Here is a 24247-nt window from a genome sequence, read left to right as displayed (position 1 = left end):
ACGTGAAAAACTCATAAAATCAATCCATTTGATGATAATTCAACCGCTTTGATCACTGCGCGAGCTTTTATTTGGGTTTCATTCCACTCTGATTCAGGATTTGAGTCGTACACCACCCCTGCTCCAGCTTGAACATAGACCTTATTTTCACGAATTACACAGGTACGAATCGCAATCGACATGTCCATTTCGCCATGCCAGCCTAAATAACCAACAGCACCACCAAAAATTCCACGTTTTACTGGTTCAACTTCGTCAATAATTTCCATAGCACGGATTTTTGGTGCGCCTGAAAGCGTACCCGCAGGGAATGTTGCCTTAAAAACATCCAAAGCATCGACATCATCACGTACTTCACCTTGCACATTTGACACAATGTGCATGACATGCGAATAACGTTCGATCACCATTTGATCAGTCACGTGAACTTTACCGATTTTAGAAACGCGTCCAACATCATTTCGCCCCAAATCGATCAACATCAAATGCTCTGCAATTTCTTTTTCATCAGATAGCAAATCTTTTTCTAGCGCCAAATCTTCTTCTTTTGTTTTACCCCGTGGTCGCGTTCCCGCCAAAGGACGAACTGTTGCCACACCATTTTCTAAACGGGACAAAATTTCAGGTGATGAACCGACGATATGAAAAGGAATGTCATTTTCTAGTGTCTGCCCTTGCACCAAGAACAAATATGGCGATGGATTGAGGTGACGTAGTGCACGATAGACCTGCAAAGGCTCACCATCAAAATCGGATACCATACGATGGCCCGGCACAACCTGCATCACATCACCGGCCTTAATGTACTCTTTTACTTTCGCAATAGAGTCAATAAAGTTGTCATGTCCAGTGATGGATTCAAACTGTGGTGCAGTATGCTTATTTGCTTTGAGTGCAATTGGGGTTGCCAAAAGTTCTTCTAGCTCATCCAATTGCTGCTGCGCCTTGGTATAGGCCTCAGCATCATTTACATCGGCATGCACAATTAAGAATAAGGTATCCTTAAGGTTATCAAAGACGATGACGGTTTTTGATAACATCATCCAAATATCCGGAATCCCGACCGGGTCAGCTTCTGGAACGTTATTGAGCTTTGGTTCGATATAACGTACAGCATCATAACCAAAGTATCCAACCAATCCACCGGTAAAGCTCGGCAACGCTGGCAAATCTTGCTGTGTAGGCACTTTATATTGTGCTTGGAAGTCACGAATGTATTGAAATGGGTCAGCACATTGTTGTTTTTCAACCGAGCCATCAGCATGTTGAACGGTTAACTGCCCTTCATTACACGAAAATACGGTGGACTCGCCCAAGCCAATAATGGAGTAACGCGCCCAGTTTTCGCCACCCTCTACAGATTCAAATAAATAGGCTTGTTTATGTTGTTTTAATCGCGCAAAGACAGAAAGTGGAGTTTCTGTATCTGCCAAGCGCTGACGATATACTGGAATCAAGTTATATCCAGCAGTTTTCAGTTGTTCAAATTGAGTTTGTGTAGTCATTTGGGTTTCTCTATATTTCGCGTGGTCAATTTCAGTTAATTTCTTCTCATGCTGATTGAGTGACGCCATCGAAATACTACACACTTGCTCATTTTCACTTCCTTAACCCTACTTATTTCAACCCAATAATTCTTTTAAGTTATCAACCACGTGCTGCGGCTGACAATCTCGAATATTTTCACCATGATTATAGCCATAGCTGACCACAATACAATCAATACCCGCACGACGTGCTGCCTCTACATCATTGACAGAATCACCCACCATCAAAATTTGCTGTTTCGGCAAGGCATAATGCTCCGCACAATACTCTAGCTGCTTGGGATGTGGTTTACGCTCTTCAAAACGATCTCCGCCAATCACATCATCAAAGTATTCATGCATACCTAGTGCCTGCACAATACTGCGTGCCGGTTGCTCTGGTTTATTGGTCACACAAATCAGAATTTTCTCTTCTGCTTTTGCCCAATCCAAGAACGCTAGAATGCCGTCAAAGGGCTGCGTCAAAACACAAGGATCTGCATTGTAAATCTTTAGAAAAGTTTCCAGTAAAAGATGGTGCTGTGCGGCATCCACCTTCCCGGTCAAGTATTCAAGTACGCTATGACAAAACAATGAAGTTCCTTTCCCAATCCAGTTTCGCACCTGCGCTTCTGTGACCAACGGTAATTGCAACGCATTTAAACTCATATTCATCGCACGATGTAAGTCAGATGCTGAATCGACTAGCGTTCCATCCAGATCAAATAAAATCATTTGGCGTTCTGCTAAACGAACTTCAAACATAATGTCCCTCTATTTTTTTGTAAATTTTCCCCATAAAAAAGGCATGCCCATGCATGCCTTTTGAGGAATGTCTCGGTTTATTTAAACAAGACCCATGCAATAATTGCAAGAATGATTAAAACAATGACTGAGATTAAGCCCACAGAGGCATTTTTTTGCGCTTCACGCTCTTGCTCTACACATGTCGCTGGAATTTCTACATCACATGCTTCATTTTTCGGAACAGCAGTTACGTCAATTCCCTCAGGAATTGGTGCAGGTTTAGGCACACCTACATTGGTCGGCATACCATCACGAGTCAATTGAACCGAGCCATCTCGCTCTTTCAACTCTGGCATACCTTGATCATTCATTTGTTGTGCTGCGGTTTTAACAACAGGCTCTTGTGCCTTAGTTTCAGACGTGTTTGCTACAGACTCTTGTGCTACAGTTTCAGAAACTGCAACAGCTTCAGACGGCTGCTGAACAGGTGTAATTTCTTCTGTTTGCAATGCTTCAACGCTTTGTTCGATATCCGCTGGAATCTGAACAGCTTTAGCTGGAGCCAATACACTAAACTTCACACTGGCAAACTGTACAATATCACCTTCTTTTAAAAGTGATTCACCAGTCAAACGAACATCATTAATAAACGTCCCATTGGATGAATTAAGATCTTGTAACCAGAGTGCCTGATCTTTCAGTACAAAGGCAGCATGTTTACGCGATACATCAGATTCTTGCAAAACAATATCTGCTTGTTGATGACGACCCACCAACATATCTCGCTCAATACTAATTTCTTGTCCTGTTAAATCACCAGAAATTGCTTGAATTTTCCAAGTCATGAAGTTAATTCTCTATTGCTCGTTTTTTTCATCATAGCATGCAGTGGTTTCAAAGCTAAACCACTCTGCTGTCTAACCTAAGGCATGCCCGCCACTTTGCCATTCGGTACGGTAATGGTTTGGCGCTTCACCGCAGGTTCAATGGCGACTGGCGTGGAGACCACTGCCGCTGGCTGTGTCATTTGTGGTGCTGTCGGTACCGTCTTATACACAGGGGCTGGCGCTGTACCTTTTGAAACAGGTATGCGCTGTTGATACACATCGTCCACATTTTCAGGTAATTTCGCAAAATTACCGTCATTATCCAATGCCAGTTGCAGACTATAGAGCTGACTGTAGCGCTGCTGAGACATTCTCTTCACATCGGCAGAATTTCCAACAATAGTCGGATGAATAAAGATCAGTAAATTGCGTTTACTGTTGGACTTTCCTTCCGAGCTAAAAAGTTTACCCAGTACAGGAATAGCCCCTAGCCCCGGAACGGATTGACGCCCATGCAATGTATTATCAGAGATCAAACCACCCAACACAATTGTTTGACCATGCTCTGCCAAGATCGAGGTTTTGATCGCGCGTTTAGTCGTAACCAAATCCGACGCTTGACCTTTATTGTCTTTTACATCAGAAACTTCTTGCTCGACCTCTAAACGCACCGAACCGCCGTCGCCAATATGCGGCACAACTTTCAAAGTCACACCGACATCTTTACGCTCAATCGATGTATATGGATTGGCTGTGCCACCATTGGTGATGACCGAACCTGTCACAAATGGAACGTTTTCACCCACCACAATATAGGCTTCTTCGTTGTCCATCGTCACAATCGACGGTGTAGATAATAAATTGGATTTGGTTTTTTCTTTTAGGGCCTGAATCATCGCACCATAGAGTTTGCGTGAACCATCACTGCCTTCACGATAATCACCAAGGACCAAAGAAGTACCGGCACTCACCGCGCTACCTGCACCCGCAGCGCCGCCAGTTAAATATCCTGCGGCAATATTTTTTAAACTCGAACCAAAGTTATCAAAGTTAATTAAGCCGATACCACTACTGATATCACCCAACGCCCATTGCACACCGAGTTGATCGGTATCCGTGCCTTCGACTTCAATAATCGCCGCTTCGATCAGCACTTGCTGACGACGAATATCAAGCTGAGAAATCGCAGATTCAATTTCACGCATGAGCTGCGGATCTGCTTTCACAATCAGTGCATTTTGTGTGGTATCGGCAATAATACTCACGCCATTGGCATTAAAACTTGAAATACCATTTTGCGTATTATTGGAAGAGTTATTGCTGTTGAGGTTAATGCCTGAACTGGTGTTGTTTTGTGAACTGAATGACTGTGAATTTGAGCTGTTATTATCATTCATTAAGCTGTTCATCGTGCTACTGTTTGAGCTATTCGATGAATTCGTACTCGAAACAGCTTGCCCCGTGACCAAGCCTTGTAAGATTTCCGACAAGTTTTTTGCACTTGCATACTTCAAACGGAAGACTTTCAACCCACCTAATCGATCTGCCGCAGGTACATCTAAGGTTTCAATAATCTTACGAATGCGTTTACGTGTCGCTGTATCACCTTTAATGATAATGCGATTGGTTCGATTGTCCGCGATAATACGAATTCGTGACCCTTTCGGGTCTTTTGATGCGCCGGTCGAACTCATCGACTCTAACAGTCCAATCATTTCTTCGGCCTGACTCGATTGCAGCGTCACGGCTTCGATATCATTTTGACCCGTTCCATCTAAATTACGAATAATCGTTTCGAGCTGGTAAATATTACTAGCACGGTCTGAGACGATCAGCGCATTAGTCCCCGCCACTGCCGACAAATGTGCAAATTGTGGCATCAAGGGACGTAGGGCTGGAATTAAGTCGTTGGCATTGGTGTTATCAAGCCAAATTACTCGGGTGACAATTTGGTCTCCAGACGCACGGTGGCGCGCATCATAAGGAATGCCCGAGCTTTTTACATTACTGTCTGGAACCAGTTTAATGGTGTTGCCTGATGGAATCGCCACCACACCATTCACATTCAATACACCGAGAAACAGGTCATAGACTTCATTTTTATTTAAAGGCTTATTGGAAATAACCGTTACATTTCCTCGTACCCGTGGATCAACTGCAAAATTTTTCCCCGTGATATCTGCGACTTCATTAATGAATGCCGTAAGATCTGCATCACGTAAATTGATTTTCCAAGTTTGTGCATAACTTGCTGTGCTAACCATAGTAACCAAGGGCACCATGGCATAGGCAGCTAAAGTTGAACGGTTATTATTAAATAAAGCCATATACGCCTGTGTTTCCTAACCCTATAAAGTGATGAGACATCACTAAAAATCCTGTTGTATGGTCATCACTTGATCACCACGTTTGACTTCAAGTTTCACCTGCCCTTCACGGCGGGCTTGTTCTAATAATTGCGCCTCAGATTGTCCTGCACCGACCGCCTGCCCATTTAAAGACATGATGCGGTCACCCGGCTGCAAACCCAATTTATTTCTTAAGGCTGCAGGTGTTCGATTTGAAACTTCAAACCCACCATTAACTGATGGATTTACCCCCATTTCCTGCATATATTGTTCACGATTTTCAGTCATGCGTTGTACGGCCTGACCAATCGCGGACTGCGTTGTGCTTTGCCCTAAATTTGCAGGATCAGTTGTATTTTGCATGCTGTTATTCTGCAAAGATCCGCCTGATGTTGCATTGGCTGTAGGGACAATCGGTTGATCTAATCCGTTTTCAATACCTTGGAACGCCAATTCACGCCGTGCACCATTACCCTGCGTTAAAATCACCTTATCCCAATAAACTTCAGCCAGTTGATATGATGAACCTTGAATGGTTTCTCCAACCAAGTAGCGATCTGAACTCTCATTAACCTTAATCACTGCCGACGAGTAGCGACTTGGCTGTCCAACCACCACACCTTGTAACACCATATTTAACTGCGCGTCAGTTGCTGAACTGCGGTTTTCCTGAAACAAGGCAAAAGAGCTAATATTAGGAACTTGCGTTTGCTGTGAACCCAATTCAACTCGGTCTAACTGCATGGCTTGTGGCGGTGCAATCAATAACCAAAATAAAGCAGCTAACTTCCAGCACAGGTACAAAATTATTAAAGCCAAGACCACAGGTGCAAGACGATCTGTTTGCTTCCAATTGATCTCGCGGATTTTGTCTAAATAGTCAGCCATCAGTTCACCCCACTCAATAGGGGTTGACGCGAACTAATCACATACGTATCTAATCCGGCCTTACCTTCATAGGAAGCAACATTCATCAAAAAGCGCTGGGTTAATTGCACATCCAACATGAGGTCTGGCTCAAGTGACAAATTCATCATTTTTTGTTCACGTTGATCTCGAACATCAATCGATAATTTGCCATTATCATCTTTTAATTGGGCCAACATGGCAGGCACATTCATTGACTCTTGACGCTGTGCGAAGCTAAAGGATAAATCCCCGCCTGCCCACTGCATCTCACCTGATGACTGACTAAATCCCTGTTGTGGCTTATATTTAAACTGCACATCATTTAATTGAATGGCATTCGTTGGCCATTGCCAATCGGCAAAACTTTTTAAGGTTTCAGGAGCAATTTGACCCTCTAAGTTTTTGATGCTGATACTTTTGCCAAAACCATACCCCATCACACCTTGCAGTTTGGTATTGCCACTATGAATTTCAACATTTGCACCCAAGCGCAATAAAATCAAGTCCCACGGGCGTGTGCTCCAGTTTAACGAGCCTTTCAAATTTCCTCGTGTCCAATCTGCTTGCCCATGCCAAATATTGCCACTGACGTTATGTAGCATTTGGTTATTTTTATAAAATTTTGTAATGAGCCAAGCTGCAGGTACTTGCAGCATAACGAAAATTAAAAAACTGATCGCAGCAAAAATGAGCCACCGAATATTATTAGTTTTATTGATCATCCCACCACAACCGATCCATCAATCTTTTTCCATCATTTAAACATTTTTCTTTATAGACACATTATGCATACTTTTTCTGCATAGCCAATTCAAAGAGATAAAAAAACCAGGCATTTGCCTGGTTTAATTATCCTGAACTCAGGATATGACGATTTCATGAATTATTCTTAAATTAAGAAGTCTTCTAGTTTCGCGCCTTTTTCTAATTCAGCCACTAACCAACGCGGTTGTTTACCACGACCGGTCCACGTGTCATCTGCATTGGTTTTGCTACGGTAACGTGGCTCAACAGCTTTACGAGTTGATTTTTTACGTTTGCTTGAACCAAATTCAAGGATTTGTTCAACACTTAAATCTAAATTTTCTGCAATTTCAATAATACGGTTGTATGCATCTTCAATCGCTTGATCTTTTTTAGATGCAATCAGTGCTTCAGCTTCTACTTGAAGCTTCTTTAACTCTTCAACTGATAAATTACTAATATCAGGCATAATCTTTAACTCCGAAATTTCATTTTAATAATGCTTATGAAAACTCGCTCATAATATTATAATAAAATTTTTATTCAATAAATAATTTTCATTTTACTACAATATTTTAACACGACTCCTTAAAATATATAAAATTAAATTGTATTTAAATATTATTTCCGACTGAAATCTCCAAAGCTTTTATTTTAGTTTTTATACTTTCTGGAATTGAAGTTTTTTGTAGGGTAGTTTTATCCACGCACACAATAACCGCATCGCCTGTTGCAACGATTTTTTGTTGCTGTTCACTCCATAATATATAACTCATACGAAATGCACTATTTCTTAATTCTTCAACGCGCGTTGCCACTTTTAAAATATCAGGATAAACCACGGGACTTAAATATTTACATTGGCTTGAAGCCACAACCGTAACCACAGACTGATTAAATATATCCAACTGATCTAAATAACCAATCCGCGCACTTTCCATATAACGATAATAATGCACGTTATTTACATGACCAAAAGCATCCATATCCCCCCAAGCGACGTGTTGAGTATGAACCAATGAATATTGAGCTAAATCTTCTCGCATATAATGTCCTTATATTCGAATTTCCATAAAATTGGCATTATTTTCAAATATTAAATTTAATTGTTTGATCAAGTCATCCTGCTGATTTAAAGCTGACTTGATGCGTAAATAACTCATTAATACATCATTTGGATATAATTCTAACAATGCATCTGCTTCAGCTTGACGTGCTGTCGCTTGGTAAATATTCCATTTTGCAAAACTAAAAACAGGCAGCGCAGGATACTTTTCTTCCCAACGTTGAATCTGCTGTTCTACAGCCACATAGTCAGGGTTTTGCTTCAGCATTTTTTGCTGGAACCACAAAAAGAACACTTCTTTGTTAAATTGCTGTTCCAGCAAATGAATGGCCAATTGCTCATGCTCCTGACTCATCTCTGGCATACGAGACAAGACTTTTAACCAAAGCACTTTGACCGCATATTTACGCTCTGTGATTTGATCTTGTAAATCCAAATAACGCTGCTTTAAATGCTGTAAGTCATCGACATCAGCTTGATCAAACGCTGATAATAATTGCTCCAACCAAGCTTGTTTTGTCAGCTCATCTAAATGTCCATAACGTGTCGAACGCAAATACAACCAAGGAAACTGCAATGCAAACATGCCCCATAGCGTGGTTAGGCGCTGCTCATAGGCACTACTGACTTTTTGCAACCATGGCGATAGTTCATGTTGATTTAAAAATTCAAGATGCGTTAAAGCCTTTTCACCCTCTTGTTGAGATAAATAAATTTCAATCCGTTGCAATTCTGCAAGCTCAAAAGCCATTGGATTGGTCTGAGTTAATGCATTTAATGCTGTTTCATATTGTTGCTGAATCCAATATAAACGCGCATCGATCACCCCTTTTAATAATCCAGACTCAGTAAAAGCTTGCTGAATAAAGTTTTTTTGATCTTGCGCAGCATTTAAAAGCCAAATGACAGCCAATTGCTCATAGGGATGTAGTTTATTAAAACTAAAGACCGTTTCAGATTTACGTTGTTCTCGACTTAAATAACGTTTAACCGCATACCAAAGCATTTGCACGACTAAACTCAGTAGTACCAGCAATAATGCTAAAAACCAAATATTAGATTGAACTTGCCATTCACGCCAGTATAAATACACATAGCCTGCACCATGTCCAAAACTCAGCAAACTAATAATGGCAACAACCAATAAGCTAATAAATAAATAGGCCAATAATATATGTTTCATAGTCAATTATCCTATGAGTGCCCGAGTATTTAATAGCGGTACAGAAATAACCGGAATGTCCTTTAATTGTTCTAAACGCTGGCGTATCGGTTTTAATGAAGCATCTGGCAATTGCTGCATAATTTGCATAATTTCAGTAATTTCTTGTTGAAACTGAGGATATTGTCCTTGATTTAAAACTTGCTGAGCCAAAATTAAACGTAACTGCATTTCTTTTAATACCAAGCTACGCTGCATTAATACGAGACTCGGTTGCTCAACCGATTCGACTTGAATCCATTTTTGCCAAAAAGAAAGACCTTTTTGCTGCTCTTTAGAACTATAGGGCTTTAATATTTCTTTTTCTAACAATTGATCGATCGATTGCAGAGTATTTTTCACTTTATCAGACTGCAACTGACGCTCTGTCACATATTGCTTTAAGGTTTCACGGTCTTTTTGAATCACCTGATGCAAACTCATGCGCAGTGCAGGTGCCAAGCTCAACTGATCTAATTGTTGGTCTAATTGGTTTAATTTTTCCAAGGCGACAGCAAATTGTTGTTGCTGCATGGCAAATTCAACCAAATCAAGTTGCTGGCCCACAACCAACATCGGCTCAATACTATGGGTCGCCTCAGCAGCAATCGAAGCATTCGATGTCGTTGCAGCCGACATCTCGGTCGTTCTGCCGCTCAACTGTCGTTTCAAAGCCACAACCTGATCATTCAAACCGGCATTGCGCTGTTGCAATAAAGTTTGTTGTTGCATCAGTTCGGTTTGTTGAGCATTGACTTGAAATAGATCAAAACTGAGTTTAGCCAACCAAAGTACGGCGACAATGACCACAACGACAAACAACTTCTTCATGTATTTCCCTGCACGACTTGCACATGCTGCAATATGTGTGTCGCGTTTAAATCTTCGAGTTGAATAATTTTAAAATCTTTGTTCAGTGTTATACGACTTTGCTCAAGTAGCTCGAACAACCTTACACCTAAAACTAAAAAATGTGCATGACTCAGCACTGATAAATGCGACTGAATCAAGTCAAGCCAATTGAGCCAGCTGGCCTCACTGGTAATCAACATACAATATGGAGATGACAACTGATGTTCAGAAATGAGTGTTTTTACTTTTTGGATGGTCTCTTCTGGTAGATGCCGTTCATATAGCACAAAATTGAGAACCTGAATGCCACGTGCTAGCAACTGCTGCATCATAAATTGACGACCACCTTCACCGCGCCAAAATGCTACACAAGCCCCGGCCTCTAATTGTTCTAAATGGCTTAAGGTGAGCATTCCCTCCGAGGTTTCCACCTGCGGTACGACACTGTGAATACCATAATCAGCCAGCTTTGCTGCAGTTGCATCACCGACGGCAACCCATTGAATATGTTCGAGCTGCTCTAATGAAATACCTGCCTTACGCAAACCTTGCATTCCAAAGGTAACCGCAGAAGGGCTCACCACAACCAATACATCCGCAGCACTCAACTGGGCGTAGCACGCTGCCAATGCTTCTGACCATGCCCGTGGCTTGAGCTCAAGTAATGGAAGCTCAGCCACAGCAATACCCGCAGAGCGCAGCGTCAAGCTAAGCTGCGTTGCACGATCTGCTGGACGTGTATTGATAAAAAGCATGTATTAATACAGTGCCTTTAAAATTTCACCTGCACCTTGGGCTAACAAGTCTTGTGCCAATTTGACACCGAGCTGTTCAGCTTGTTCAGGAAAACCTACTTGCTGTGCTTTCAACAAGGTTTGACCGTCAACACTACCGACACGACCTTCCAAATGAATCTGACCATTTTCTAAGGTTGCATAACCTGCAATCGGTACTTGGCAGCCACCTTCTAGATATGCATTAAATGCACGTTCTGCGCGTACACAGGCATTGGTCTCTGTATGCATTAAGGGCAAAATTAAATCCAATACAGTTTGATCTTGGCTACGACATTCTAGGCCCAATGCACCTTGTCCAACTGCAGGTAAACTCACAACAGGCTCAAGAGTATGACGAATACGCTCTGCTAAACCCAGACGCTTCAACCCTGCACTGGCCAAAATAATCGCATCATAGTTGCCCGCATCGAGTTTAGATAAACGCGTACCCACATTGCCACGCAGATCAATAATTTCGAGGTCTGGACGTTGTTTTAAAATTTGGCATTTGCGGCGCAAGCTCGATGTCCCAACCTTCGCACCTTGTGGTAAATCATCAAAACTGTTATAGGTATTTGAAACGAAAGCATCTAATGGATCTTCACGCTCACAAATCACGGCCAAGCTTAAACCTTCAGGCAATGCCATCGGCACATCTTTCATCGAATGAACTGCTAAGTCTGCACGACCATCCAACAACGCCGCTTCTAATTCTTTTACAAATAATCCTTTTCCCCCAATTTTGGCTAAAGGGGTATCTAGAATCTTGTCACCTTGGGTCACAAAAGTAACCAACTCAACTTTCAAATTTGCATGAAGTGCTTCTAAGCGTGCACGAATATGTTCCGCCTGCCAAAGTGCAAGCGGGCTTTGTCGAGTTGCGATCTTAAGGATATTCATAAATTTTAAAATACAGTCTATAGGGCTATTATTCTAAACTTAACTTGCTCAGTTGAAAATGCAAGCTTAATTCGCAATGTGCTTCAACCCTTGCCCTATAATTTTTGTATTCGCTCGCGTAAATTCGGTAAATGCCGACGGCTGACCGCCAAGCGCTCGTCTAAATCTCGACAACGCACTTGATATTGCCCTGAGCTTACAACCTCTAAACCATCTAAAAAGCTCACAGACACCAAGGCATTACGATGGATGCGTATAAAGCGATCACCAAATTCATGCTCTAAATCTTTCAGCGTTTCATCAATGAGTACGCTGCCATTTTTGTGCCGAACAGTGACATATTTCTGATCTGCAAGAAAATAGTAAATATTTTCCACAGGTACCAACTCTACACCACGATAGGTCTTTGCCGCGATTTGATGGCGGCTGATTTTAATTTCGTCCATATTTTCTTTTTGTTTTATCGTGCTCAATTGAGCTTGGGTTAATTTAGTTAAATGATCTAAAACCTGCTGCAATTCCTGTTGCATAACCGGTTTTAGTAAATATCCCTCTGCATTCGATTTAAATGCATCAAGTGCATGATGATCATATGCAGTGCAAAAAATAATAGCGGGCATGGGGTCTAATTCACGCAACAATTTCGCGCAAGTCAACCCATCCATTTCAGGCATTTGTATATCTAGTAAGATGACATCAGGCTCGAGGCTTTGAGCCAAGTCAATCGCTTGTTGACCATGTGAAGCTTTCGCAACCACTTGATGTCCAAGTTGAGTGACTAAACGTGACAATCGCTCTACTGCTAGAGGCTCATCATCACAGATTAGGATGTCCATTTCTCCTCCTTATCTCGTTAACGTCATTTATTTTTATTGGTCAACTGAGATTTCTATTTATATTGATATTGCACCACAGTCGTATACATTCCCTCGCCTGCGTAGGTTTGAAAAGTGACATGCTGACCAAAATATGCCTCAAGTCGCTGTTTCACGTTTTCGATGGCAATACCATTCCCCTGACGTAATTTAATTGTATCCTGTGTATAGGGATTTGTAATAACGATATTAATTTGATTTTGTAATATTTCAATCAATATATTTATCGTACTCTTTGTCAAAATCTTTTCAACTCCATGAAAAATACTATTTTCTAATAAAGGTTGTAAAGTTAATAGTGGAATTTGTACTTGAGCGTATTGTTCAATACCTTCTAGTTTCCACTCCACCTTAAGCCGATCACCTAAACGCATTTGTTCAATGGCCAAATAACGCTGACACAGATCGATCTCATCTTTGAGACTTACCAACTTCAATTCTTGAAAACTTGCACGGAACAATCGAGATAAATTCAGTAGCATTTGCTCCGCTTTATCTGGGTCAATCGCAATCAAGCTAATCACATTGTTTAAGCTATTAAATAAAAAATGTGGATGAATCCGAGCTTGCATAGCCTGAATGCGTGAGTTTAATTCACTATGATGTTGTCGACCCCACTGTTCTCTTAAATATAAATATCGAAAACAAAATGCCCCAAGCAACACCCCATAGCTCAGATTTAAAACCACACCAGCAGTTAAAACGTCTGCACTCAAACCAGCTAAACTGAAATTTTCACCAAAATAGATCAAAACATTTAAAGTTATGGTGGTGAACAACACCAAAGCTTGCAATAAAACAAACCCGCCAAACATGAGCATTTTCATGCTTAAACCACGCGTCTTACTCTGCAATAGCTCTGAAAATGCAGCAAATGCCAATAAAATCCAGTTAATAAACAACACATGCTGCATGACACTGGAAAAACTTAAAGCATGCCACGATTGAGCTTGGGCCAAGGCCAAGACCAAAGCCACAATATTGCCCGCAAGAAACAGCTCCCACAGATAGTGCCAACGGCCCATTTTTCCTGAAAATACAGAAATTGTCATAGGCCCAAACCTTGTCTAAAAGTTTGATCAACTTGCCCTTCGGCAACTGGGTTCGAATTTGCTATACTCTTGCTCAGTTCTATGCTTTTTATCTTATTGAGCCGACATGACCACATCTTCTAATTCCTCAAATCCGTCACAAGCCCAAACTTCAGGCATGTGGGGCGGTCGTTTTTCCGAAGCTACTGACGCTTTTGTTGCTGAATTTACAGCATCTGTACAGTTTGACCAACGCTTTTATAAACAAGATATTGCAGGTTCAATTGCACATGCAACCATGCTTGCAAAAGTTGGCGTTCTAACTGAACAAGAGCGTGACGATATTATTAATGGCTTAAACACCATTAAAGCAGAAATTGAAGCGGGTAACTTCGAATGGCGCATTGACCTAGAAGATGTGCACATGAATATTGAGTCACGCTTGACTCAACGTATCGGTATTACAGGTAAAAAACTACACACCGGTCGTAGTCGTAATGACCAAGTTGCAACCGATATCCGTCTGTATGTTCGCGACGAAATCGATGCGATTTTAGAATTATTGAAAAAATTACAAAAAGGCATCCTAGGCTTAGCGGCGAAAAATACCAATACCATCATGCCGGGCTTCACGCATTTACAAACTGCACAGCCAGTGACTTTTGGTCACCATTTAATGGCGTGGTTTGAAATGTTGGTACGTGACTCAGAGCGTTTAATCGACTGCCGTAAACGTACCAACCGTATGCCTTTAGGTTCTGCTGCACTTGCAGGAACAACCTACCCAATTGACCGTGCATTCACTGCCGAATTACTAGGTTTTGAAGCTGTCGCTGAAAACTCTTTAGACGCCGTATCTGACCGTGATTTTGGTATTGAATTCAATGCGGCAGCATCACTCATCATGATGCATTTATCACGCATGTCAGAAGAAATGATTCTTTGGACATCGGCTCAGTTCAAATTTGTGAACATCCCTGACCGTTTCTGCACTGGCTCTTCAATCATGCCGCAAAAGAAAAACCCAGACGTTCCTGAGTTGATCCGTGGTAAAACTGGCCGTGTATATGGTGACTTGATGAGCCTATTGACCCTAATGAAAGGTCAACCTTTGGCATACAACAAAGACAACCAAGAAGATAAAGAACCACTATTCGATGCAATCGATACTGTTCGTGGCTCACTCATGGCATTTGCCGACATGATCCCTGCACTAGTGCCAAACATTGACATCATGCGTGAAGCAGCTCTTCGTGGCTTCTCAACTGCAACTGACCTTGCCGACTACCTCGTTAAAAATGGCGTGGCATTCCGTGATGCGCATGAAATTGTGGGTAAAGCAGTTGCTCTCGGTGTTCAAGAAGGCAAAGACCTTTCAGAATTAACCCTTGAGCAACTTCAACAGTTCTCTGACTTGATTCAAGCGGATGTCTTCGAAAAAGCATTAACACTTGAAGCATCTGTCAATGCACGTAACCACATTGGTGGTACTGCACCTGCTCAAGTTGAAGCAGCAATTGAACGCGCACACGCACGTTTAGAAAAACTTTACGCATAACTTTTTCAAGTTAAATGGAGTATTGATATGTCTCGACAAGTTTTTTGCCGTAAATATCAGGCTGAAATGGAAGGTTTAGACTTTGCACCATTCCCGGGTGCGAAGGGACAAGAATTGTTTGATACGGTATCTAAACAAGCTTGGCAAGAATGGCTAAAACACCAAACGACGTTGATCAATGAAAAACGTTTAAACGTGTTTGAAGCTGACGCGAAAAAGTTCCTTGAAGAGCAACGTGAAAAATTCTTCAGCAATGATGAATCTTTAGAAAAAGCCGAAGGCCTAAAGCCTGAGTAAAACTTAAAGCGTTGCTTTAAGTTTTACGCAAGACAAGCAGCTATGCTGTGCGTAGGCTTTAATTGAAAAGAATCTCCAATCTTGGGGATTCTTTTTTATTGCTCTAAAAATTACGCAAGACAAGCGAAGCGCGTAGCTTCAAATGTCATGAAGGAGCCTAAAAAGGCTCTTTTTTTGTGCTTCGGAGCACTGCTATTTTCGCAAAACAAAGATGACGTCTGTGTAAGCTTTCATTGGGAAATGATCTTCATCATTGCTGAAATATCTTTTATCCATTGATCAATTTTATTTAAACTTAAATAAATGTATTTATTATTTAAATAATGTTAAATGTATTTTTATCATCACATATATCGATTTTCAATGTTTAAATCCAAACAAAACCTACCAAAGTTATCGGCCAATTTGTATCAAAAATTCTTAATGTAAATTTGTGATACATTTCTCAATAAAACACAACATTACACTACAATAAACTCCATGTATTTCTAAATCTGCTTTCCTATAATAGCAATCAAGAAGATGGAAACATCTTCCATAATAGCGATAAGTAACCCCGATTTTCCTTCCCAGATTTCCCCCAAAATCTGGGAATTTTTTTATCCAAAATTTGCACTAACGTCTCACATTTAACTTCAAGCTCTAATCAAATGAAGCGCTGTTCAAACTAGTCAAACCCTCAATTTTTTCTAAAAACTCGGCAATAAAAAAGCCCCGATCACGGAGCTTTTAATAACTTACTTTAAATCAAGGTTGCTTTAAATACGGCCATGCGGCTTTCAAATATATAAACATCGACCATAACGTTAAAACTACGGCTGTATAGAGCAATCCATACGCCAACATTTCTAGGGGTTGCCAATTTAGCAAGAACACTGAAATCGCAATCATCTGAAATGCTGTTTTATATTTACCAACGGTTGAAACCGCAACACTGGTACGCGCGCCTAATTCAGCCATCCATTCACGAAGCGCAGACACCGTGATTTCACGTGAAATAATTACAATCGCTGCAAAGGCCATCGAAATAGTCGGTTGCCATTGCACCAAGACGATCAACGCAGTTGCGACCATCAGTTTATCTGCAACAGGATCGAGAAAACGTCCAAATGCTGAAGTCTGATTTAAACTTCTTGCAAGGTAGCCATCAAACCAGTCAGTGACAGCTGCGATCACAAAAATAGCGGTCAGCAATATATGACGTGACATGCTTGCAGCATGCTCACCCACGCCCATTGCAGGTGGCCAGTACGCCACCAACAAAAACACAGGAATTAAAGCAATTCGTGCCAATGTTAAAATATTAGGAATATTCAGGATTCGACCTGTTGTCATAGACACCCCAGTTTTCCCCTCATGCACGATGAAAATGCAAAATAATTTGAGGATTTATCCATCGTTAGTTGCACTCACTTTATACGAAATGCCCCTCAGTGTCACTAGGCAAACACCGTAACAGTCTGTCGCGCAATCGCTATCAACTGGTTATTTTCATCCCATAAATGAGCATATTCTGTAGCGTAGCCATCCGCAGCATAGTCGGTAAATACTTTATATTTAAACCAATTATGTAAGTTTGATTGCAAGAGATGTACATAGGTCAATGTCCATGTTAAAGAACTCGCAGGCGCCATGGTTTTGTACATAGGCAGTACGCCGGGAGGCCACATATCCATCGAGACCATTAGGTCAGCAACAGTCATCTTACGGTTATCATGACGTTCTGGGTTAAAACGCATCCAACCACTAAAGTCAGGCTTTTGACTTGCTGTACATGGATACTGCCCATCTACCCAGACCAAATCCATTTGCTGAAAGCACTGGGGTGCAAGTGGATGATGTTCGGCAATCTTTAAGCTGCTCACTTCAGGAAAATCGGGTGCTTGACGCTCCTGATTGACGGCAATGCTTGATTCACGTGGAACACCAAAGCTCGCCAATAAAATGCTTTGTACGGCATCATCTTGCCAAAGTCGAACTTCGATAGTGGTGACGGATTTGCCCTGTCTTAAAATTTCAGCACTTAAACGCACGGGCGCCAATTGTACTGGGCCTACAAATGTCACACTACAGCTGAGTAAACGTCGCTGCGGATCGGCAATGGTGGCAACGGCTTTGTGCATCATCATGCCAGCCACTAAGCCGCCATAGATCGTACGTCCTTGCAACCATCCTTCTGGAATCTCAACCCATTCATTGTGTTCAATATGTTGATACAACTGTGCGAGTGACATCATCATCCCTGATCATTTTTTTGATTTTTATATCATTGTATAAAAATCGAATGATGTGAATGATTAGTGACTCATGCGTCAATGAGCATTTTGGCAAATTCAGACTTGATGCGTCATCGATTGGGCTTAGTTCGCGCTATTCATGCAGGATTTTATAAATGGTGCGCGCCATCACATCGCCTAAGCCCGGCACTAGTTTTAAATCATTTTCCGAAGCTTTGAGTACCCCCTGAATGCCACCAAAATGGGTCAACAGATCCCGACGACGTTTTGGCCCTAAGCCCGGAATCACCTCAAGTACCGATGAGCCGCGCTTTTTATCTCGTTTCGCTCGGTGTTTGGTAATAGCAAAGCGGTGGGCTTCATCACGAACCTGTTGAATCAAATGCAGGGCTTTATGGTCTTCGGGCAATTGAATTTTTTCACCATCGGTAAAGTGCAAAGTTTCCAAACCTGGTTTACGCCCCTCACCTTTGGACACCCCGACCATAAAGGCATCGAGCTCGAGCTCCTGCATGACTTCCATCGCCATGTGTAATTGACCTTTGCCTCCGTCAATTAATAGCAAATCGGGCAACATATGCTTTTTATAGCGGCGGGTCAGTGCTTGACGCATGGCAGCATAATCATCGCCTTCGGTAATGTCATTGATGGAAAATTGGCGATAGTCGCGCTTTCTTGCACCGCCAGCATCAAAGACCACACAAGACGCGATAGTTGCCTCCCCCATAGTGTGAGAAATATCAAAACACTCAATACTGTCAATTGGTCGCCCAACGACTTGCTCTAACTGATGAAAGCGCTCATTCAATTCAAAATGGTCAGCCAGTTTACCTTTAATCGCATGCTGCACATTCATCTGTGCCAATTCTTGCCATTCGGCACGAGTTTCTCGCACTTTATGTTTGATTTGAATTTTTTTATCAAAGTGCTGATGTAGTGCATCTTCCATGTCTTTGCGATCTGGAATATCGACATTGATGATGAGCTCAGTTGGAATCTCATCTGCAACTTGAAAGTAGAAATTGGCAATGAAGTCCGAGAGCATTTGACCTAGATCATCACCCTGCATATCAGGGAAATAACTCTTTCCGCCGAGCATTTTGCCATTGCGCACATGCATGATTTGCACACAGGTCACACCGGCTTGATAAGCAATGGCAATGATATCTGCCTCGCCTTTGACTTTATAAATCGCTTGCTGAGTTTGCACATCACGTAGCAGTGCCATACGATCACGATAAAACACTGCCTTTTCAAACTCCAAAGCTTCTGCCGCAGCTTCCATTTTCCCAATCAGCTCTTGATTGAGCTCTTTGGTGTCGCCTTGTAAGAACCGAATCGAGTTATTGACATCTTCTTTGTAATCTTCGGGTGAGATCAACCCCACACAAGGCGCGGAACAGCGCTTAATTTGGTATTGCAGGCATGGTCGTTTACGCTGCGAAAAATAGCTATTTTCACACTGACGCACATTAAACAATTTTTGCAGCACCACCAAAGTATCACGCGCGTTATAAGCACTCGGATAAGGCCCAAAAAACTTACCAGCTTGATGCTTACCTTTCCCACGTCCTGCGGCAATTCGTGGATAGGGTTTATCGGCAGAGATAAAAATATAAACATAAGACTTATCATCACGCAGCATGATGTTATACGGCGGACGATGCAACTTAATCAGGTTTTGTTCGAGCAATAGGGCTTCCGTTTCAGAACGCACCACCAAACTTTCAATATCATAAATACGGGCAACCAAAGCCTGCGTCTTGGGATGCTCAATAGTTTTCACAAAATAACTCGACACACGATTTTTTAAATTCTTTGCTTTACCCACGTACAGCAACTCACCGTCTTTACCCAGCATGCGGTAAACACCGGGTAGAGTCGTCATATTGGCAAGAATTTTTTCAATATGTTCGCGTGCGTTTTCGTTCACTTTTGCCTTGTTCCGTCTTCGATATTGCTCTTTGACATGATGTGATGCTTTTACCTACATTTTCAAGCAATCCCGCAAATTTATTGTTACTCATAGCAATGATCTGATTGCTAAAAGCTATTAATGCAAAATTCTAAATTTGCTATGCTCAAAACATCCCGCTTTAGGAACATGATGCATGACGAACGCCAATCCCGCCATCCATGTCGCACACCCGACAACTTCGACGCATAGCACTGCTGAAAAAAACCGTTTGATGGGTAAGCCGCGTTTTCATTTTGAACCGCATGACGTTATGCAACGCCTAAAGCAACGGATCATTGGACAAGAAGCAGCATTAGACGAAATTGAAAAAATGCTGCATGTGGTCAAGGCTGATTTTTCCAGTCCTGAACGACCGCTCTCCGTAACCTTAATGCTTGGACCGACAGGTGTTGGTAAAACCGAAACTGTGCGTTTAATCAGTGAAGTGATTTATGGCCGACCTGATGCCTTTTGCCGTATTGATATGAACACGCTCGCACAGGAACATTATGCGGCTGCCATTACTGGTGCGCCTCCGGGCTATGTCGGTTCTAAAGAAGGCCATAGTTTATTTGATGAAGTTGCCATTGCAGGTAGTCATACCCGTCCGGGCATCGTGCTTTTTGATGAACTGGAAAAAGCGTCAACCGAAGTGCTTCGCGGCTTAATGAATGTGCTAGATAGCGGAAAATTAACCCTAACCTCAGGTACAAAAACCATCGACTTTCGTAATTGTATGATCTTTATGACCAGCAATGTCGGTGCACAAGCGGCACAGCAATATCTAGATAAGTTAAATTTTTTACCCGAAAAAATACAGAAGGTTTGTCTCAAACGCGTGCCGGTCAGCAGCATTATTGAAAAAGTCATGCAACGTAAATTCGACCCTGAATTTATTAACCGTATTGATCGTGTACTACAATATCAACCCGTTCAAGATGATGCCTTGCCCCGTTTGGTGGAGATTGAACTGGAAAAACTTAATCAACGCCTACAACATCAAAAACGCAGTATCAAACTCACAGATGCAGCCAAAGCACATTTTTATCAGAACCATGATATTCGTTATGGCGCACGACATTTAGCACGAAAAATGCGGGTCGAGCTTGAGCCTATTTTGGCGGTGTATTTTTTGAATCATCCCGAACAAACTAAAATACACCTAGATGCACAACTTGGACAATTGGTTATTATTAAATAATTCACTGGTCTTTAAAAGGCATGCTCACATACCTTTATGCAGCATTCTTATATTTATTGGATTGGAACACCAATCGCTTTAGCAAAAGCTTGCGGATCTTTCGGTGAAACCATGACGAATTTGCGTTGTCCATTCTGTATATATTCAATTTTTAAACGTTTAATGGAAAGCGCAGGTGCCGCAGACAAATCCTGACTTGCACTGATGCGTTGGATATCCTGCAAAGGAATCTGCCAACGTAGCAACATGCTACGGACGTTTAATTCTGTAGCGGAAATTTGATAACGTGTATTGAGTATTGGCCACCACAGCAGTAACACCGTCAAAATATACACCGCGGTATGAAGAGGATATTGCTGCATCGTACCTTTGGCTTGCATGGTGAGTAATAATTGAATGAGTAAACCGCTCATACAAACAATAAATGCCACCACCCACCAATCTTTTTTTGAACGAAAAACTTGCATCTTATCTCCCATCAACTGCTTTTATTCTATACAAGATTTTGCAGGATGCATCTGCTATTTCAGCTTTTATTTTTGCAGGAAATAAGCGTATTTATCACATTATTTTCAAGAATATGGAGAACCATTTCGCTCAAGTACCGCTATTCATCTATTGTTATTTTTGGCGTTCTTTACGCTCGAATCACGCTTCTTTCGATATAGGTTGTTCCTGCAAACGTTTATAATTCTTTTTCTCTTGATACATTTTAGCATCGGCTTGTTGTACCAAACTCATGGCATCTATATAGCCTTGCTGATGGTCTGTTTGACAGAGCCCAATACTTAAACTTAAGCCTGCTTCCATTTCAGCCACCGATTCTAATAAACGCGGGATAAAACTCGCTTCCACATGCTTTTCACTACATCCCGGCAAGACCAAACAAAATTCGTCTCCGCCATAACGGAAGCAATGATCATCTAAACGTGCAACCGACTTTATGGCCGCAGCAACCGTTTGTAGTACCTGATCTCCACGTGGATGACCTTGTTCATCATTGATCTTTTTAAAATCATTGATATCAATAAACACTACTGTTACGGGTTCATGATTACGCTGTGCGGTATATAAAATACTGGTCAATAAGGTCGATAAATGCCGGACATTTAACAGTCCTGTTAATGGATCGCGCTGTGAAAGTTCTTCCATTTCTTGTGCACGAAACTCTAGCGCATGCGCATACTGTTCCATTTTTTCACGGGAGATCTTCACCTCATTAATCAAACTCCATACATAGGTTTCCACCACCAATGTAGTGTCGAACATAAAGAGCTTTTCCAAGGTGTTAATAATCCGCTGATACTGTTCCGTATCATTAAAGGTACGCTGAATTAAGCGGAACAACATAGTCTTTAGGGTATGCACCGCAGAGAGATACAATTTCGGCTCTACACCTATACGCTTATGAACCAAACCAATCCGTAAACGGTTATTCACATAAGCGCTGTCATAGCGTCCCGAAAATAAGTCCAATAAATACTGGTGCTGCGCGCGTTGCAAACGCTTCAAGGTATCAAGATCACCAATCAAAGTGGCAATTTCTGGAATTGAGGTCTGATTTTCATAAAATTCATCGACCATACTGTCGAGTATTGGCGCCACAATTCCACCAATCGAAGCCAGTTCCGCCAGCTCTAAATCAGTCAAGCCAAGCAACTGTTTACGTCGTTCTATATCTTGCATCGAAATATGCATTTGATGCATCAATGTTTGGTTGGTTGCTTTCATGAATCGGATCCCCTTCCCGCCAAATCCTTCCCTTCAGGCGTTTACACAGGGTTTCTATGCAGTAGGTCTGCAATGTTTCCACCGTTTTCACCCTTGGGTTTTGGCTATCATTGATGATGACACTTTTCTTTCAGCTCAACGGTTTTGCATGGGCTTAAGTTTGGACGTCAACATCATATTCCTCGTCTATTGGCTCATTTTTTCTGGCTTATTCTGGCTAACGCTATTTCTGCTTTTGGCTGATTTGCTCTGCATGATTATTTTTATTCTGCTTGCACGATAACTGATATTTCGCTGACTGTCAGCATAAAAAAACGCCCCTAAGAGCGCATTTTTTCAATATTTATTCCACTTTTAAAATAAATATGGACGTACAAAAATCAGGAAAAACAGCCCCAACATCAGGAACCACTTTAAAAAGTAATACAGTGAACGATTGGTTTTTTTCAAGGCTTTGGCTTTTATGCGAATTTGATAGACATAGCCAAATACTTTATTTAAACCACCTGTTTTATCACCGCTTTCATTCGGTGAACTTGCAGCAGTCATGACATTTTTACCAAACCAATGGTTAAAAGCTTCCATCCACTTTGACTTTAATGGCCGTTCAACATCTGCAAAGAAAATGATCCGGTTCTGATCCGTTTTATTTTCAGCATAGTGAATATAAGTTTCATCAAACACCACACTCTCGCCGTCACGCCATGAGTACCGCTGACCATCGACATCAATAAAACAACGGTCATCATTGGGCGTCAGTAAGCCCAAGTGATAACGCAATGAACCTGCATAGGGATCACGATGACGGACTAAACGACTGTCGGGCGCCAACTCGGTAAACATCGCAGCTTTAATGGTGGGTAGGTTTTTTAATAAGGCCGTGGTTTTTGGGCAAAGTTCAGCAGCCGAAGGATGGGCTGAGTCATACCATTTTAAATAAAAGCGTTTCCAACCTGTTTTAAAAAACGAGTTAAACCCAAGGTCATCATAAGTACTCGATGCTTTGATGCCCCCTTTTTCATACAAGGCCTTGGCTTCATCACGAATCATTTCCCAGTTTTCATCTAAGACTTTTAAATCTTTAAAATGCTGCGTGTCGATATAGGGTTGACTCGGCACTTTTGAAAACATGTACATAAGAAAATTGATCGGTGCGAGCAATGTCGAATGATCAAAAAACTGACGATAAAATGAATGACGGACTTTACCGCGTTGCTGGATATAAAACGCAGAAATGACAAAGACCGCCAGGATAATCCACTTAATCATATGAGGACCTGGTGCTAATAAGCATTGTGCTTAATGAAAAATTAACTTTTGAGAACGCGGCGAGTATAGCATAGTGCTCAGTGATGCCTAAATAAGCAGCATAGAACACTGTGTCTCAGCAAAGATGGATGACAATGTTAAAAGTGAATTGACCATTCTGCCGAAAAATACACTTGCTTTTTTCTTGAATTTTTC

22 protein-coding genes and 1 pseudogene are annotated in these 24247 nt (G+C 41.6%); 3 read left to right on the top strand and 20 right to left on the bottom strand.

Features of this window, described 5'->3' with window-relative positions; translation table 11 throughout:
* Positions 1-11: 11 nt before the first annotated feature.
* The 14 genes and pseudogenes from trpE to FTU22_RS02555 all read right to left on the bottom strand — a co-directional run bounded on the left by trpE (position 12) and on the right by FTU22_RS02555 (position 13939).
* Positions 12-1505: an anthranilate synthase component I gene (gene trpE / locus FTU22_RS02620; protein WP_078193306.1), complete on the bottom strand. Its 1494-nt coding sequence runs from the start codon at positions 1503-1505 to the stop codon at positions 12-14.
* Between the two features lie 117 nt (positions 1506-1622).
* On the bottom strand, positions 1623-2291 hold the full coding sequence (gene gph / locus FTU22_RS02615) for a phosphoglycolate phosphatase (protein WP_111886013.1): 669 nt from the start codon (positions 2289-2291) through the stop codon (positions 1623-1625).
* Positions 2292-2368: 77 nt separating this feature from the next.
* Positions 2369-3118 (bottom strand): FHA domain-containing protein, encoded by a 750-nt coding sequence (locus tag FTU22_RS02610; RefSeq protein ID WP_180092871.1) that lies wholly within the window; start codon positions 3116-3118, stop codon positions 2369-2371.
* Between the two features lie 77 nt (positions 3119-3195).
* Positions 3196-5427 carry a type II secretion system secretin GspD gene (gspD, locus tag FTU22_RS02605; RefSeq protein ID WP_180092868.1) on the bottom strand — a complete coding sequence of 744 codons (2232 nt, stop codon included), beginning with the start codon at positions 5425-5427 and terminating at the stop codon, positions 3196-3198.
* A 42-nt stretch (positions 5428-5469) separates the two neighbouring features.
* Complete coding sequence (locus tag FTU22_RS02600) at positions 5470-6336, bottom strand: type II secretion system protein N (protein ID WP_180092865.1); 867 nt, start codon at positions 6334-6336, stop codon at positions 5470-5472.
* Entirely contained in the window at positions 6336-7079 is a 744-nt protein-coding gene (gene gspN, locus FTU22_RS02595; protein WP_180092862.1) for a type II secretion system protein N, read from the bottom strand. The genes FTU22_RS02600 and gspN overlap by 1 nt, the downstream gene beginning before the upstream one ends.
* Before the next feature lie 167 nt (positions 7080-7246).
* A complete protein-coding gene (locus tag FTU22_RS02590; protein ID WP_180078124.1) occupies positions 7247-7573 on the bottom strand; it encodes an H-NS family nucleoid-associated regulatory protein in 327 nt (108 codons plus the stop codon).
* 142 nt (positions 7574-7715) lie between these two features.
* Complete coding sequence (locus FTU22_RS02585) at positions 7716-8147, bottom strand: thioesterase family protein (protein ID WP_180092860.1); 432 nt, start codon at positions 8145-8147, stop codon at positions 7716-7718.
* A 9-nt stretch (positions 8148-8156) separates the two neighbouring features.
* The gene (locus tag FTU22_RS02580; RefSeq protein ID WP_180092857.1) at positions 8157-9350 is read right to left on the bottom strand and encodes a heme biosynthesis protein HemY; all 1194 of its coding nucleotides are present in this window, start codon (positions 9348-9350) and stop codon (positions 8157-8159) included.
* A 6-nt stretch (positions 9351-9356) separates the two neighbouring features.
* On the bottom strand, positions 9357-10199 hold the full coding sequence (locus FTU22_RS02575) for a hypothetical protein (RefSeq protein ID WP_180092854.1): 843 nt from the start codon (positions 10197-10199) through the stop codon (positions 9357-9359).
* Positions 10196-10975, bottom strand: a complete 780-nt coding sequence (locus tag FTU22_RS02570) for a uroporphyrinogen-III synthase (RefSeq protein ID WP_180092851.1) — start codon at positions 10973-10975, stop codon at positions 10196-10198. Before FTU22_RS02570 ends, FTU22_RS02575 begins: the two co-directional genes overlap by 4 nt.
* A gap of 3 nt (positions 10976-10978) precedes the next feature.
* Positions 10979-11896: a hydroxymethylbilane synthase gene (gene hemC, locus FTU22_RS02565; RefSeq protein WP_111886004.1), complete on the bottom strand. Its 918-nt coding sequence runs from the start codon at positions 11894-11896 to the stop codon at positions 10979-10981.
* 95 nt (positions 11897-11991) lie between these two features.
* Complete coding sequence (locus tag FTU22_RS02560) at positions 11992-12732, bottom strand: LytTR family DNA-binding domain-containing protein (protein WP_111886003.1); 741 nt, start codon at positions 12730-12732, stop codon at positions 11992-11994.
* A 53-nt stretch (positions 12733-12785) separates the two neighbouring features.
* A pseudogene (locus tag FTU22_RS02555) lies at positions 12786-13939 on the bottom strand (sensor histidine kinase).
* Between FTU22_RS02555 and argH the strand changes: the two are divergent.
* Positions 13930-15360 (top strand): argininosuccinate lyase, encoded by a 1431-nt coding sequence (gene argH / locus FTU22_RS02550; RefSeq protein ID WP_171319324.1) that lies wholly within the window; start codon positions 13930-13932, stop codon positions 15358-15360. The pseudogene FTU22_RS02555 and the gene argH overlap by 10 nt on opposite strands.
* A 27-nt stretch (positions 15361-15387) precedes the next feature.
* Complete coding sequence (locus FTU22_RS02545; protein WP_078190466.1) at positions 15388-15657, top strand: oxidative damage protection protein; 270 nt, start codon at positions 15388-15390, stop codon at positions 15655-15657.
* Positions 15658-16404: 747 nt separating this feature from the next.
* Here the strand turns inward: FTU22_RS02545 and pgsA are convergent.
* The 3 genes from pgsA to uvrC all read right to left on the bottom strand — a co-directional run bounded on the left by pgsA (position 16405) and on the right by uvrC (position 19827).
* Positions 16405-16992, bottom strand: coding sequence for a CDP-diacylglycerol--glycerol-3-phosphate 3-phosphatidyltransferase (gene pgsA / locus FTU22_RS02540; RefSeq protein ID WP_078190467.1), 588 nt, complete (start codon positions 16990-16992; stop codon positions 16405-16407).
* 104 nt (positions 16993-17096) lie between these two features.
* Positions 17097-17891: a thioesterase family protein gene (locus FTU22_RS02535; protein WP_180092936.1), complete on the bottom strand. Its 795-nt coding sequence runs from the start codon at positions 17889-17891 to the stop codon at positions 17097-17099.
* Between the two features lie 136 nt (positions 17892-18027).
* Positions 18028-19827, bottom strand: a complete 1800-nt coding sequence (gene uvrC, locus FTU22_RS02530; RefSeq protein ID WP_078193131.1) for an excinuclease ABC subunit UvrC — start codon at positions 19825-19827, stop codon at positions 18028-18030.
* A 178-nt stretch (positions 19828-20005) separates the two neighbouring features.
* On the opposite strand from uvrC, the gene FTU22_RS02525 reads away from it, so the two are divergent.
* Entirely contained in the window at positions 20006-21052 is a 1047-nt protein-coding gene (locus tag FTU22_RS02525) for an AAA family ATPase (protein ID WP_180092845.1), read from the top strand.
* Positions 21053-21105: 53 nt separating this feature from the next.
* Here FTU22_RS02525 and FTU22_RS02520 read toward each other — a convergent pair whose 3' ends face one another.
* From FTU22_RS02520 to lpxO, 3 genes are all read right to left on the bottom strand, one after another.
* Positions 21106-21519, bottom strand: coding sequence for a PH domain-containing protein (locus FTU22_RS02520; RefSeq protein ID WP_180092842.1), 414 nt, complete (start codon positions 21517-21519; stop codon positions 21106-21108).
* Positions 21520-21700: 181 nt separating this feature from the next.
* The gene (locus tag FTU22_RS02515; RefSeq protein ID WP_180092839.1) at positions 21701-22783 is read right to left on the bottom strand and encodes a diguanylate cyclase domain-containing protein; all 1083 of its coding nucleotides are present in this window, start codon (positions 22781-22783) and stop codon (positions 21701-21703) included.
* A gap of 354 nt (positions 22784-23137) precedes the next feature.
* Positions 23138-24052 carry a lipid A hydroxylase LpxO gene (lpxO, locus tag FTU22_RS02510; RefSeq protein WP_078190472.1) on the bottom strand — a complete coding sequence of 305 codons (915 nt, stop codon included), beginning with the start codon at positions 24050-24052 and terminating at the stop codon, positions 23138-23140.
* Positions 24053-24247 lie beyond the last annotated feature (195 nt).

This window comes from Acinetobacter sp. YH12076 (genome assembly GCF_013419525.1).
In the GTDB taxonomy this organism is placed as follows: Bacteria; Pseudomonadota; Gammaproteobacteria; order Pseudomonadales; family Moraxellaceae; genus Acinetobacter; species Acinetobacter amyesii.
Note: the sequence above shows the minus strand (reverse complement) of the source record. Positions and strands in the feature narration are given on the sequence as shown.

Bases quoted from the DNA above. Each gene is read 5' to 3' on its own strand.
- trpE (WP_078193306.1), bottom strand. From the start codon at position 1,505: ATGACTACACAAACTCAATTTGAACAACTGAAAACTGCTGGATATAAC.
- gph (WP_111886013.1), bottom strand. From the start codon at position 2,291: ATGTTTGAAGTTCGTTTAGCAGAACGCCAAATGATTTTATTTGATCTG.
- FTU22_RS02610 (WP_180092871.1), bottom strand. From the start codon at position 3,118: ATGACTTGGAAAATTCAAGCAATTTCTGGTGATTTAACAGGACAAGAA.
- gspD (WP_180092868.1), bottom strand. From the start codon at position 5,427: ATGGCTTTATTTAATAATAACCGTTCAACTTTAGCTGCCTATGCCATG.
- FTU22_RS02600 (WP_180092865.1), bottom strand. From the start codon at position 6,336: ATGGCTGACTATTTAGACAAAATCCGCGAGATCAATTGGAAGCAAACA.
- gspN (WP_180092862.1), bottom strand. From the start codon at position 7,079: ATGATCAATAAAACTAATAATATTCGGTGGCTCATTTTTGCTGCGATC.
- FTU22_RS02585 (WP_180092860.1), bottom strand. From the start codon at position 8,147: ATGCGAGAAGATTTAGCTCAATATTCATTGGTTCATACTCAACACGTC.
- FTU22_RS02580 (WP_180092857.1), bottom strand. From the start codon at position 9,350: ATGAAACATATATTATTGGCCTATTTATTTATTAGCTTATTGGTTGTT.
- FTU22_RS02575 (WP_180092854.1), bottom strand. From the start codon at position 10,199: ATGAAGAAGTTGTTTGTCGTTGTGGTCATTGTCGCCGTACTTTGGTTG.
- FTU22_RS02570 (WP_180092851.1), bottom strand. From the start codon at position 10,975: ATGCTTTTTATCAATACACGTCCAGCAGATCGTGCAACGCAGCTTAGC.
- hemC (WP_111886004.1), bottom strand. From the start codon at position 11,896: ATGAATATCCTTAAGATCGCAACTCGACAAAGCCCGCTTGCACTTTGG.
- FTU22_RS02560 (WP_111886003.1), bottom strand. From the start codon at position 12,732: ATGGACATCCTAATCTGTGATGATGAGCCTCTAGCAGTAGAGCGATTG.
- argH (WP_171319324.1), top strand. From the start codon at position 13,930: ATGACCACATCTTCTAATTCCTCAAATCCGTCACAAGCCCAAACTTCA.
- FTU22_RS02545 (WP_078190466.1), top strand. From the start codon at position 15,388: ATGTCTCGACAAGTTTTTTGCCGTAAATATCAGGCTGAAATGGAAGGT.
- pgsA (WP_078190467.1), bottom strand. From the start codon at position 16,992: ATGACAACAGGTCGAATCCTGAATATTCCTAATATTTTAACATTGGCA.
- FTU22_RS02535 (WP_180092936.1), bottom strand. From the start codon at position 17,891: ATGTCACTCGCACAGTTGTATCAACATATTGAACACAATGAATGGGTT.
- FTU22_RS02525 (WP_180092845.1), top strand. From the start codon at position 20,006: ATGACGAACGCCAATCCCGCCATCCATGTCGCACACCCGACAACTTCG.
- FTU22_RS02520 (WP_180092842.1), bottom strand. From the start codon at position 21,519: ATGCAAGTTTTTCGTTCAAAAAAAGATTGGTGGGTGGTGGCATTTATT.
- FTU22_RS02515 (WP_180092839.1), bottom strand. From the start codon at position 22,783: ATGAAAGCAACCAACCAAACATTGATGCATCAAATGCATATTTCGATG.
- lpxO (WP_078190472.1), bottom strand. From the start codon at position 24,052: ATGATTAAGTGGATTATCCTGGCGGTCTTTGTCATTTCTGCGTTTTAT.